12 protein-coding genes are annotated in these 12,935 nt (G+C 44.7%); 8 read left to right on the plus strand and 4 right to left on the minus strand.

Annotated features, from left to right (window positions below):
• Positions 1-40: 40 nt before the first annotated feature.
• Positions 41-1,498 (minus strand): glycine--tRNA ligase, encoded by a 1,458-nt coding sequence (locus AC13FX_RS01995; RefSeq protein WP_482878744.1) that lies wholly within the window; start codon positions 1,496-1,498, stop codon positions 41-43.
• A 199-nt stretch (positions 1,499-1,697) separates the two neighbouring features.
• Between AC13FX_RS01995 and nth the strand changes: the two genes are divergently transcribed.
• Positions 1,698-2,402: an endonuclease III gene (gene nth, locus AC13FX_RS02000; protein WP_482878745.1), complete on the plus strand. Its 705-nt coding sequence runs from the start codon at positions 1,698-1,700 to the stop codon at positions 2,400-2,402.
• A 112-nt stretch (positions 2,403-2,514) separates the two neighbouring features.
• Here the strand turns inward: nth and AC13FX_RS02005 are convergent, their stop codons facing one another.
• Positions 2,515-2,871, minus strand: coding sequence for a transposase (locus tag AC13FX_RS02005; protein ID WP_482878746.1), 357 nt, complete (start codon positions 2,869-2,871; stop codon positions 2,515-2,517).
• Between the two features lie 288 nt (positions 2,872-3,159).
• On the opposite strand from AC13FX_RS02005, the gene amrB reads away from it, so the two are divergent.
• Positions 3,160-4,416 (plus strand): AmmeMemoRadiSam system protein B, encoded by a 1,257-nt coding sequence (gene amrB, locus AC13FX_RS02010; protein ID WP_482878747.1) that lies wholly within the window; start codon positions 3,160-3,162, stop codon positions 4,414-4,416.
• A 72-nt stretch (positions 4,417-4,488) separates the two neighbouring features.
• The gene (locus tag AC13FX_RS02015; protein ID WP_482878749.1) at positions 4,489-5,832 is read left to right on the plus strand and encodes a YfcC family protein; all 1,344 of its coding nucleotides are present in this window, start codon (positions 4,489-4,491) and stop codon (positions 5,830-5,832) included.
• A 43-nt stretch (positions 5,833-5,875) separates the two neighbouring features.
• Here AC13FX_RS02015 and gldC read toward each other — a convergent pair whose 3' ends face one another.
• The gene (gene gldC / locus AC13FX_RS02020) at positions 5,876-6,205 is read right to left on the minus strand and encodes a gliding motility protein GldC (protein WP_482878750.1); all 330 of its coding nucleotides are present in this window, start codon (positions 6,203-6,205) and stop codon (positions 5,876-5,878) included.
• A gap of 485 nt (positions 6,206-6,690) precedes the next feature.
• On the opposite strand from gldC, the gene AC13FX_RS02025 reads away from it, so the two are divergent.
• Positions 6,691-8,652 (plus strand): ABC-F family ATP-binding cassette domain-containing protein, encoded by a 1,962-nt coding sequence (locus tag AC13FX_RS02025; RefSeq protein ID WP_482878752.1) that lies wholly within the window; start codon positions 6,691-6,693, stop codon positions 8,650-8,652.
• 25 nt (positions 8,653-8,677) lie between these two features.
• Positions 8,678-9,217, plus strand: coding sequence for a hypothetical protein (locus tag AC13FX_RS02030; protein WP_482878753.1), 540 nt, complete (start codon positions 8,678-8,680; stop codon positions 9,215-9,217).
• A gap of 211 nt (positions 9,218-9,428) precedes the next feature.
• On the opposite strand, the gene AC13FX_RS02035 is transcribed toward AC13FX_RS02030, so the two are convergent.
• Positions 9,429-9,851: a VOC family protein gene (locus tag AC13FX_RS02035; protein WP_482878754.1), complete on the minus strand. Its 423-nt coding sequence runs from the start codon at positions 9,849-9,851 to the stop codon at positions 9,429-9,431.
• Between the two features lie 302 nt (positions 9,852-10,153).
• On the opposite strand from AC13FX_RS02035, the gene AC13FX_RS02040 reads away from it, so the two are divergent.
• Genes AC13FX_RS02040 through AC13FX_RS02050 form a run of 3 tightly spaced genes read left to right on the plus strand, consistent with a single transcriptional unit; the run spans position 10,154 to position 12,931 of the window.
• Positions 10,154-11,080 (plus strand): bile acid:sodium symporter family protein, encoded by a 927-nt coding sequence (locus AC13FX_RS02040; protein WP_482878755.1) that lies wholly within the window; start codon positions 10,154-10,156, stop codon positions 11,078-11,080.
• Positions 11,073-12,341 (plus strand): lysophospholipid acyltransferase family protein, encoded by a 1,269-nt coding sequence (locus AC13FX_RS02045; RefSeq protein WP_482878756.1) that lies wholly within the window; start codon positions 11,073-11,075, stop codon positions 12,339-12,341. The genes AC13FX_RS02040 and AC13FX_RS02045 overlap by 8 nt, the downstream gene beginning before the upstream one ends.
• A 53-nt stretch (positions 12,342-12,394) precedes the next feature.
• On the plus strand, positions 12,395-12,931 hold the full coding sequence (locus AC13FX_RS02050; protein ID WP_482878757.1) for a superoxide dismutase family protein: 537 nt from the start codon (positions 12,395-12,397) through the stop codon (positions 12,929-12,931).
• Positions 12,932-12,935: the final 4 nt, after the last annotated feature.

Consider the following 12,935-nt stretch of genomic DNA (forward strand, 5'->3'; position numbering starts at 1 on the left):
GGCCCGCCCTAATATCTGTCATTAACTTTGGAGTCCGATTTTATTCCGGCTTCCAGTCCTTCACTCCGTCACGGATAACCTCGGCTAATCTTGAAACCGGGACCCGATCCTGACTCATATCATCTCTGTACCGGATGGTAACAGTATCCTCACCTTCAGATTCCACCCCATCAAAATCAACGGTTACACAGAAAGGCGTTCCAGCCTCGTCTTGCCGGCGATAGCGTTTTCCAATAGAACCGGATTCATCATACAGCACCGAAAATTCTTCTCTAAGTTCTTCCTCTATCTTATGAGCCAGATCCTGCAGTTTATCCTTTTTGATGAGCGGGAAGATACCAACCTGAGTTGGGGCTAATTTCGGGTTCATTTTCAGTACGGTTCTGGTATCACCATCCACTTCTTCCTCACGGTAGGCATCACAAAGAACCATCAGAGTGAGTCGATCAAGACCCACTGAAGTTTCGATCACATAGGGCACAAAGCGCTCCTGATTTTTCTGATCATAGTAGTCCAGTTTCTTCCCGGAGAATTCAGCATGCTGAGTCAGATCAAAATCTGTTCGGTTGTGGATACCTTCCACTTCCTGCCAGCCGATGGGATATTTGTACTGAATATCGGCAGCAGCTCTTGCATAGTGAGCCAGTTTATCCTCAGGATGTGGAGCCGTTCGCAGGTTCTCCTCACGGATACCCATTCTCTTATGCCATTCCAGGCGTTTTTCCAGCCATTTTTCGTACTCACCTTCATCTGTTCCGGGCTTCACGAAATATTGCATTTCCATTTGCTCAAATTCCCGCATTCGGAATACAAACTGACGAGCCACCACTTCATTACGGAAGGCTTTACCGGTTTGGGCGATCCCAAAAGGAATCGTTACGCGAGCCGTATCCAGTACGTTCTTATAATTCACAAAAATACCCTGAGCGGTTTCAGGTCGCAGGTACACGCCATCCTCTTCTGACGATGTAGCCCCAAACTGTGTCTTAAACATCAGGTTGAATTGTCGCACTTCGGTCCAGTCAAAAGCACCGGATTCAGGGGCACGGATCTCATTTTCCATGATGATCTCATACAGATCTTCAGTCAGGCTTTTACGTGAACCGCAGGTATCCAGTTTTTCCTGAATAGCGTTAGCTTCTTCATGCTTCTCATCTTTACGCAGCTTTTCAATGTGCTGCTCGATGATCATATCCGCGCGGTAGCGTTTCTTGGACTGTTTGTCATCGATCATTGGGTCGTTGAATCCACCCACGTGACCACTCGCTTCCCACACTTTTGGATGCATGAAAATCGCAGCATCCACACCCACAATATTATCGTGGCGGCGGGTCATCTCTTTCCACCAGGCATCACGGATATTACGTTTGAGTTCTACACCGAGGGGTCCGTAATCATAAACGGCACTAAGACCGCCATAGATCTCTGATGATTGAAAGATGAAGCCCCGCGCTTTCGCCAGCGATACAATTTTATCCAGATTGTCCAAATTCGACATATGTGAGTGTGATGTTTACAATTCTAAATTTATTGAATACCAAAGATAAGGAAAATTTTAAGTGAGATAATTTTAAATGTTAAATGCATGAGAAGACCTTTTCCACTTAAAATTGATCCTTATTCCTGTATGCGTATCTACTCACAAAATCATACCTTCAAGCCCACTTATAACTGTTTACTGCTAACTGATCACTGTAATGTCAAAAGACAAGAATAAACTCCCTAAGCTTCCCAGAAAAACCAAAGCCCAAAAAGAACGGGCACTTGAGATTCTGAATGAGCTTTATAAGTATTACCCCAACCCACATTGTGAGCTCGATCACCGAAACCCTTTTGAGCTTTTGATCGCTACTATTTTGAGTGCACAGTGTACGGATGTGAGAGTCAACAAAACCACTCCGGCTCTTTTCGAAACTTACCCCACCCCTGAGTTGATGAAAGACGCTCCGCTGGAGGAATTGGAGGAATTGGTGAGATCCACCGGCTTTTATCGCAACAAAGCCAAATCTCTAAAAGAAACCTCCCAAATTTTGGTGGAGGAATTTGACGGGGAAGTTCCTCAAAACATGAAGGACTTGTTAAAGCTGCGTGGAGCCGCCCGCAAGACTGCGAATGTGGTATTGGGAAATGCCTTTGGGATCAATGTTGGGGTAGTTGTGGATACGCACGTCAAGCGATTTTCAAATCGATTCGGCCTCACCAAAGAAAAAAAGAACACCAATAAAATTGAAAAGGACCTGATGGCCTTATTCCCCCGAGAAAGCTGGACGGATCTCTCACACCTGATGATACACCACGGACGAGGCCCCTGCAAAGCCCGGATATCTGAAGCGCCGGATCATCCGTTATGCAAGAATTATGGTATCAAATGTAAGTGCCAGAAAATGCGGGATAACGGTTAATTTTAAATTATGAAATGTTGAATGTTAAATGATCATCATGCCATTTAACATCTTCAGGCGGGCGTATGGGCGAATCGCATTCGCCTTTTGTTCTAAATCAACAATATAGGTTTTACCTGTAATACCTGTCCTTATTCCACAACTGCGGATTCATTTCAATGTATTCCGTGATCTTATTTAAAGATCTCTGATCTCGAATGATATGTTCATGGTAATTTCGTTGCCATATTTTTGATCCAAAATTTCCCCGAATTCGATTGATCTGTTTTGTAACTGTCGATTTATAACCTCTAACGATCGCACCAACAGAATTCGACGGAGACTTGAAACCCCGAGGTAGGGGCGTATCGCGATACGCCCCTACTACGTTTTTTTCGGTAGCGACAATCTGAAATATGGCATGCATATGATTGGGCATGATCACAAAATTACCCAATTTAACATTTGGTCGAATATTCTGTGTATTCATCCAATTTCTTTTCGCCACCAAACCATAATGGTTTAAAATCATATGGCCATTAAAAACCTCACCGAAAATATGACGCTTCTTATGGGTGCAAATAGTAATGAAATAGTAACCGGGCTGTTTATAATCATAACATTGCAGACGAATAGATTTTCGTTTACGTTTGAAGGGATTCATTTTTTTGATCATTAAATACATTGGGCGAATGCGATTCGCCCTTACGATTAATATTTTGCTAGTTCGTATAGTTAGAGCCTCCACAAACCAACTCCTTACATTTAATTTTCTGACGTGACTGATAAACCTGATTCCATTTTTTCATCTTACACTGATCCCATCCCCCCGATTAGGTTTGACGTGCAGATCATACCGATCGACCAAGACGGGGAGACTTTTCTATATTTTCAGGACCAATATGGGTATGCCCCGGATAATTTTGCGGTTCCGTATTCAGCACGGAACATTTTTTCGATGTTTGATGGTCAGCGCAGTATTCAAGACCTGATGGAATTTACGGGCAATGGGGTTACCAAAGATCAGATCCTGGAATACGTTCAGTTTCTGGATGGGAATGCCCTGCTCCACTCTCCTTACTTCAGGGAATTTGCGGAAAAGACGGAGGCGGAGTACGAGAACTCGAAGGTTCATGAGTCCATCACGGCCGGACTGGCCTACCCGGATGATGCTGAAGAGATGTCTCATTTCCTGAATGAAGCGTTTAAAAAATTGCCTGCCTCAGATCCGGTTCAAACCGCAAAAGCCCTATATGCACCACATATCGATATTCGGGTGGGGATGAACAGCTATGTCAAAGCCTTTTCAGCCATTAAAGACCTGAAACCAAAACGGGTGGTAATACTGGCTACTTCTCATTATTCCGGCATGCACCCTGATATTTATGAGGAATCTCCGTTTGTGATATCAACCAAAGATTTCAAAATGGTAAACGGTACCGTTACAACGGATCACACCTCTATTCAGAAAATCAAAGAGCACGTTGAGGGCACTGAAGAGCATTATGGAGTCACCTTCAGGGACCGTGCGCACCGTGTTGAGCACAGTATTGAACAGCACCTGATCTTCCTCAATCATCTGTGGGATCATGATTTTTCGATGATCCCGATCCTTGTTGGCGGACTGGATGAACTCTTTTACAAAGCCGATGGATTTCAGGGGCAACAGGTGGAGAACTTCACCGGGTTACTGGCTGATCTGTTTGCAGAAGATATTGATACCTTTTTCCTGATCAGTGGCGACCTGGCCCATGTTGGTAAAAAATTCGGGGATGAAAAACCGGCTAAAGAGATGTTTGAAGACGTCCGAAACTTTGATGACTCCTTCCTGAGCCATGGCGCTTCCGGTTCACACCAACAATTACTGGATCTGATAAGTGAAAAATATGACCCTTACCGCATTTGCGGATATCCTCCCCTTTACTCCTTTCTTAAAACAAAACCTGATCTAAAAGGTGAGGTTCTGACCTACGATATCTGGGATGAATCGGAGCGGGAAAGCGGGGTGAGTTTTGGTTCGATTATATACCGCTGATCATAAGCCCAAAATTCTAATTTAATTCACCAACTGATTATTAGATATTCTGAGCCAACCTACCTACGGACTATGAAAAAATTTAATTTCCCGCACCCTTTAACGATCCTGTTATTCTTTATCGGCCTTTCAGCGGTTCTGACTCACCTCATACCGGCAGGGAGTTACGACCGTGTGACCGACCCGGAGACCGGCCGTGAGGTAGTGGTGAGTAACAGCTACGAACAAGTGGAGGCTGAACCGATCGGGGTCTTTGATGCCGTTATCAAGGTACCGGAGGGAATCATTTTTGGCGCTGACCTGGTCGTATTGATCCTCATTATCGGTGGTGCTTTCATTGTGGTGGATAAAACCGGGGCCTTCAATGATGGCATTTCGGCTCTCATACATCGATTTCAACATGCCAAATCCCGTGTTATGATCCTGGTCGGGATCGTGTTTGCAACTGCTGGGGCTTTGAATCATACCTTTGAGGAGATCATCGCAATGATCCCATTCCTGGTTGTAATGGCCGGTCGGCTTGGGTATACCAAGATCTCTGCCATTGCGATCAGTGCCGGGTGTGCCTCTATCGGGGCTGCTTTCAGCCCGATCAATCCGTTTGGAGTTTTAATAGCTCAGAAGATCTCAGAAGTCACTCCTTTCAGCGGCTCATGGTTCAGGATCATCGTCCTGCTGATCGTCCTTACTTTCTGGATCTGGTGGGTACTCCAGAATGGCCGGGATGAGCGGTCAGAACATGAGGTCAAAACGGAGGATCATTCAACTGAAAAACTGCCAACCCGCTCTGCGATCATCCTTTATCTGATCCTTTTTACCTTCGCATTTATGGTGTATGGCATCATGACCTGGGACTGGGGCTACAATGAAATGTCGGCCTTGTTTCTGGTAACCGGGTTTGCGGCGGGACTGATCGGCCAGCTTGGCCTTAACGGAACATCCAAAGCCTATGCCTTTGGCATCAATGAGATGGCCTTTGCAGCCATCATTGTTGGGCTTGCCCGAAGTATTTACCTGGTTCTTCAGGATGGGATGATCATAGACACCATCGTATATGGGTTATTCAATCCACTTCAGGACCTACCGGTTTATTTATCTGCCGCAGGGATGATGATCTCCCACCTTCTCATTCACATCCCGATACCGAGCAGCTCAGGTCACGCGGTGCTTACCATGCCACTGCTTACCCCCTTGTCTGACCTTATTGGCATGTCTCGGCAAGTGATGATCCTGTGCTATCAGTACGGTGGCATTATCATGGATATGATCACGCCAACCAATGGAGCTTTACTTGCCATTTTAACAGCCGCAGGGGTTTCCTACAAAGACTGGCTTCTTTACTGCTGGAGGCCATTCGGCATCATCCTGGGCATCTCTCTTACTTCCATCATGATCGCCATTTTTATAGGATTGTAGATGCGTTTTTTCTTCTTTTTTCTTTACTGAATATTCGAGGCTCTTACTCTTTGATCTCCATCTTCTCGGCAAAGTAGTGGCAGAAATCACGCATGTCGCCGGCAATGCGTTCGTCGTCAATGGAACTTTCAAGGGTATTTGCCATAGTGACCAGCGTTTGGTGGAAAAAGATCTTCATTTCGTCTACGGTCATGTCGCGTGTCCACAGATCCAGTTTAAGCGTGTCCTTGTTCTTGGCATCCCAGAAGGAAAGCAGCATGGCGCGGCAGTTCACGGTATCCACGTTCGGCATGTCATCGGCCTTGAAGGCAATATTGGATGCGATGTTCTGATCGTCTAATTCTACGGTAATGTTGATTTTTTTCTTTGGCATGAGATCGATTGTGTTGAATTTCTTTTCAAATTAAGGTTTTCTGCACTGAATTTGTGAAGGAATTGAAGCTGAAATATACAGCCGGTTTCATATTCTCTGTATAGAAAAAGTGAAATACTCGATGTGTGGTTTTTGATATGTTTTCCTTCGCTAACTCTTTGGACCGGAGGTCCGGGCAGGCATTCCGAACGGGACGTTCGGAACGAGCAGTACTGAGTTTGTGAAGGAATTGGGGTGCCAAAATGATCTTTGAGATTCCCGCCTTTGCGGGAATGACCTTTGGGGAGTTAGGAGATTATGACAAACTACAGAGCAACAACTATCCACTACCTCGTCATCCTCGTGAAAACGGGGATTTTATGGTTACCCACACCACCACCATTGCATAAAAGAGGTAAACAGCCCCAGGATTAATTTCATACCGCAGCAATTAATCCATATTTTCATCCCTCACTTTTACTTCTCATTCAGATAGTCATCACACATTGTTAGCACTCGAAAACATTACATTACACCTGGGCGACCGTGAACTGCTTGACGGCGTCAGTACTTTCATCAACCCCGGTGAGCGGATCGGGTTAGTGGGTCCTAATGGGGCGGGAAAATCCACTCTGCTTAAGATCATTATGGGGATACAGGAATCGGATGAAGGAACGGTCTCGCTGGCAAATGAAGAAACCCTTGGTTACCTGCCTCAGGATGGCGTTGACCCGGATTTCACACTGACCGTTCTGGAGGAAGTGGAAACAGCCTTTGCAGAACTTTTCGAGCTTGAAATGAAAGTGAAAGGCATTCAGGAAAAACTCTCACAGGTAGATCCTCAAAGTGATGAGTACGAAAAACTGATGGAGCGTTACGGCCTCCTGCAAACGGAACTTGAATCGTCCGGCCTTTATGAGTTGCGTTCACAAGTGGAAAAAGTATTGATGGGACTTGGGTTCACTGAGGAAGACTTTCACCGCAATACCTCCGAATTCAGCGGGGGCTGGCTGATGCGTATTGCCCTGGCCAAACTGTTACTTCGCTGCCCCACCTACCTCCTTCTGGATGAGCCCACCAACCACCTGGATATTGAATCGCTACAGTGGATGGAGAATTTCCTTAACAGTTATGAAGGGGCCGTAGTAGTGGTTTCTCACGATAAGGCCTTTCTGGATACCATTACCAACCGCACCCTTGCTCTCAGAAGCGGAGACATCTCTGATTATGCCGGTAACTACTCATTTTATGAAAAGAAGTGGGAAGAAGAACGGGAATTGCTCCTGAATGCCAAGAAGAATCAGGAAAAACAGATCAAGGAAACCCAGGAATTCATTGACCGCTTCCGTTACAAGGCCTCGAAAGCCAGGCAGGTGCAAAGCCGCGTAAAGCAGCTGGAAAAAATGGAGCAGATCGAGCTCGAGGATGAGCAAAGTAAGGTCTCATTCCGTTTTCCGGAACCTGAACGCAGCGGTCAGGTGGTCATGAAGCTGGAGGATCTCCATAAAAGTTATGATGATAATGTAGTGTTTGACGGGATCGATTACGAGATCGAACGAGGCGATAAGATCGCGGTAGTAGGTCCCAATGGTGCCGGAAAATCCACATTGATCCGTATTCTGGCCGGTAACGAACCTTATCAGAATGGTAAACGCATTGTAGGTCATAACGTAACCGTTAATTATTTCGCACAGCATCAGGCTGAAGAACTGGATCCCAAAAAAGATGCCCTGGAGTCCATGCATGATGCCGGCTCCGGAGAAAAAGAAAGTCGCCTCAGGACCATTCTGGGCTGCTTCCTTTTTCAGGGCGATGATGTCTTCAAGAAAGTGAAGGTCCTTTCAGGCGGAGAGAAAAGTAGGCTGGCGCTGGCAAAAATGCTTTTATCACCTGCTAATCTGCTGATCTTTGATGAGCCTACAAACCACCTGGATATGAGCAGTAAGAACATCCTGCAGCAAGCCATTCAGCAATATGAAGGCACCTGCCTCATCGTATCTCACGATCGTGATTTTCTCGATCCTATTGTCAACAAAGTTCTGGATGTGCAGCCCGGTTATATCAAGACCTATCTGGGTAATGTGTCTTATTATCTCGACAAAAAGAAAGAAGAGGCAGAACAGGAAGCTGCTTCAGAAACAGCTCTGCAATCCGAAGAAGAAAATTCACAACTATCCCGAAAAGAACAGCGCCGCATAGAAGCAGAACGACGCAATGAACGAAACCGGCGAACCAAACCGGTCCGTGACAACATTCAGGCGGTCGAGAAAGAGATCGAACAGATGGAAACCCGCAAAGGTGAGATCGAAGAGACCATGGCCCAGCCTGATTTTTATGACGATGCCGACAAGGTAAAGGAATTCTCATTGGAATATGATCAGCTCAAAGCCGACCTTACAGACCGATATTCGAAATGGGAAGAATATCAGCAACGCCTTGAAGCGATCGAACAAGAGTTTGATGACTGAGCTCGCATCTCTTAAGTAAACCTGTATGAAATCATATTTAGCGCCAATTGTCCTACTATTCTCACTTGTTATTTTAATAGCCGGTTGTTCGTCAACGAAGCATGCGAATGATTCCAATTCTACGGCTCAAACCGATGATACAGCAGAAGAATGGATCAAGGTGAATATCAATGAGGCGATCTATTTCCATTTTCAGAAGGAAAATTCTGAGTGGACAGGTACCTTCAGGACCTATACGCTGAATGCTGAAAATGAAAAGGTAGTGGATCAACAGTATGTGTCAGCCAATGACAGCAGCTGGTCTGATTTTCAGCAGTTCGTGGATTTTTTGAACATTTACGAGATCGGTCCACAGTATGAGATCGAAGACTGGGTTCCCGATTCCGGTACCCTGCCCCGGCGGGTGTATAATTTTGAAGTGTTTGACGGAGAAACCACTCACTTTTTCTCCTATCAGGACCCCATTGATGGGATTCGCGATTACTGGCAGGCTCAGAACCTGTTAACTTTCATGACCCTTGTTGAAAGTGACCTTCAATGGGTAGAATCCACCAGTGAACCTTAAGCTTCGCTCCAACGCTGAGCGTGTGGAGCGAGTCCGTATTAGGTTACAGATTCCCTATCCCAGCTTTCCTTCGCACCACCCATCTAAGATGTTGAACTCTAAGCTACAATGAGGATCTTCCCATAAGCTAACTGCCTTAGTAATTTCTCGAAGATCCAGTATTTAATAGCCCCGTTCCTACGCTCTGCGTCGGAACGGATCGCCACCGGCTCTACTTTGCAAAGATCTGGCTCTTATCCCCAAAGGCCTTGAATTCCAGGGCGTTTCCACTTGGATCGAGGAAGAACATGGTCGCTTGCTCTCCCGGTTCCCCCTTAAAACGAATATAAGGCTCGATCACAAATTCTATGCCTTCATTCTCCAGTTTTTCCGCAAGCGCTTTCCACTCGTCCATCTCAAGGATCACCCCAAAATGCCGAACCGGCACCCCTTTTCCATCCACCGCATTCATGGCCGATTCCTTGGCCTCATCCGGACTCAAATGCGCCACCACCTGATGTCCCCACATATTAAAGTCGATCCACGAATCTGAACTTCGTCCCGTTTCGCAGCCCAACAGATCATGGTAAAATTTATAGGCTTCATCCAGGTCTTTTACAGGAAAGGCCAGGTGGAATGGATTGATATCGCTCATGATAAATTGCTAGTATTAAGTTCAAATTTCATTCAAAAGTAACGGAAGTCAGGATTAGAAACCACCTCTCGACATTAGTTTTACAGCTTTAAAAACCAGCAACTTTATTCTAAATATTAAGACTCTTGCCATCATGTATTATTAGATCCCCGCGAAAGTGGGGATCAATATGTTCTCCTAAACTTCTGCCCATTTTCTAAAATGTAATCTCAAAAAATCTCTTATTCGAGTATCTAAAAGATTTTGTATCCTTGAGCACGCAATAAATATCATACACAGTCACTTACTTCATTAACTGAACTATGGGCGAATCGATAGATACGCTACAATTAAACCTGGATAGTGGCGGGCTTCATATCATGAATGTCTCGCTGGCTATTATCATGTTCGGTGTAGCCCTTGAACTCACCGTTGATGATTTCAAAAAAGTGGCAAAAAATCCAAAAAGCACACTGATCGGACTGGCTTCCCAGTTCTTCATGCTGCCCGCCTTAACCTATGTGATGGTGATCATCATGGAGCCTCATCCCAGTTTTGCGTTGGGAATGATGATGGTAGCTGCCTGCCCGGGCGGTAATATTTCTAACTTTTTTTCATTACTTGCACGTGGGAATGCTGCACTTTCAGTAAGCATGACGGCTTTTGCAACATTACTGTCCATATTCATGACACCTTTCAATTTTGCATTCTGGGCAAGTATGTATGGGCCAACCAATGCGATCTTAACAGAGATCCACCTTGACCTGTTTGAAGTATTTCGCATCATTATACTCATTTTGGGCATCCCCCTTCTGCTGGGTATGGTACTCAGGCACTTCAGAGATGCCCTTTCCCAAACAATTTCTCCTTATATAAAGAACTTTGGGATCCTCTTCTTTGCAGGATTTGTGATCGTTGCCTTCAGTATGAACTTTGAGAATTTTATCAGTTATGTACATCTTGTCATAGTATTGGTATTCATCCACAATGCGGTGGCTTTGGGCAGCGGATATGCCCTTGGAGTTATCTTCAAACTTCCCCGGAAAGATCGTAAATCAATATCCATTGAAACCGGAATTCAGAATTCAGGTTTGGGCTTATTACTGATCTTCAACTTCTTTGATGGTCTCGGAGGCATGGCTTTAGTAGCAGCCTGGTGGGGTATCTGGCATATTGTTGCCGGCTTAAGTATTGGATGGTATTGGTCAATAGGAAAATCAACTTTACACCGCGTTTTCAGCAATGCGTAGAAAAAACTATCTCTGGTATCGGTTTTGGCGACATACCATAGTCGCCAATGGGCTCAAATTCTTTTATAAAGAGATAAAAGCCGTAGGCAAAGAACATATTCCCAAAGATAAACCGGTCCTTTATATACCCAACCATCAAAACTCTTTCATGGACGCCCTCCATGTGGCCGTAACTACCAGGCCGGTGATCTATTTCCTCACTCGTGCACAGGCTTTTAATCCCGATATAGTCGGAAAGTTTCTATGGTCCATCAATATGATGCCGGTATACAGAGTCCGGGATGGTTTCAGTTCCATTCAAAAGAACAATGAAATATTTGAACTGTGTATCAGCTACCTGAAGAACAAGGATACGATTCTGGTATTTGCTGAAGCAAATCACAACCTAAAACGCAGAATTCGACCTTTGAGCAAGGGGTTTACCCGTATCGCATTTGGTGCGGAGGAGAAATATGACTGGAATCTTGATCTGCAGATCGTACCCGTGGGGGTAAATTATGCAAGACATCGAAAAGCAGGCAATACCGTTCAGGTGAATTATGGTAAACCCATTCCGGTAAAAACCTACCGCGAAACATATCTTGAGGATGAGCGGAAAGGAGTGGAATCGATGAAACGTGATGTTTCAGATGCCATGAAAGAACTTGTATTTCATGTTGATAACCTGAATGAATATACAATTCAAAAGATTCTTTGGGATGACCTTGAGCCAGATGAACACAAAACCATAGATCCCGAAATTGCCAATGCCCGTATCGCCAAGACAAAACCATACTTATCTGAGGATCTCATTGAAAGAGCAAAAGCATTAAATGAAAAAGCTGAAAAGGCAGGTATTGAACTACAAGACCTGATATCAGAAAATAAATTTGGATTCAAGAAGATCCTGTTATCTCCATTGTATCTGTTTTCATATATCAATAATGTGATCCCTTACCAACCAATCAGGCATATGATTGACAATGCCATTAAGGATCGTGCGTTTGATGCTTCCATCAAGTTTCTGCTATCTTTGATCACATTCCCTGTATTCTATATTATTGTTTCTGTTATACTCAGCCTATTTGGATTGGGTTGGAAATTCATTTTGGGCTACCTCCTGATAAGTATTTTAACTTCTCCACTTTTTGTACAAGCTAAGGACCTCTTTACCGGTTCAGTGAAAAAGAAATTCAAAAAGAATAACCCTCAATTGTATGCCGAAATTGAATCGGAGCTAAAAGAATTCATTCGTTTACGTGAAACCATATTAAATGAATGAAGCTCAGATATTTACTGTTTTAACCCTGAATCAACAAAAACCAATAAATACATATGAAGCTTACTAGTTTATTTACCGCTTTAATCTTAATAACCGTTGGATGTACACAAACGGTGGAAGAAGAAGTTATAACTACAAATTTTGAACATGAAGAACTTGTTGCTACTGTAATGCCGGTTGGTGACAGCGGTGTTGCCGGTTCTGTTACTTTTATGGAAGACAGTTCAGGCGTTCTTGTTGAAGGTGAATTTACAGGCCTGGAATCAGGAAAACATGGCTTTCATATTCACGAATTCGGTGATTGCCGTGCTGCTGACGGAACCAGCGCCGGGGGACATTTCAACCCTTCAGGCAGCGATCATGGTGCTCCAACCGACGAAATGCGTCATATGGGAGACATGGGTAACATTGAAGCCAACGAAGAAGGTGTAGCAGCTGTCAGTTATGTTGACGGCACTATTACTCTTGAAGAGATCATAGGCCGCGGTATTATTATTCACGCCGGCGAAGATGACCTGACTTCTCAGCCTACCGGAGCTGCCGGTGGCCGTATTGCCTGCGGAGTGATCGGCATAGCCCAAACTCAGTAATTAT

It is taken from the genome of Gracilimonas sp. B-17, assembly GCF_056857935.1.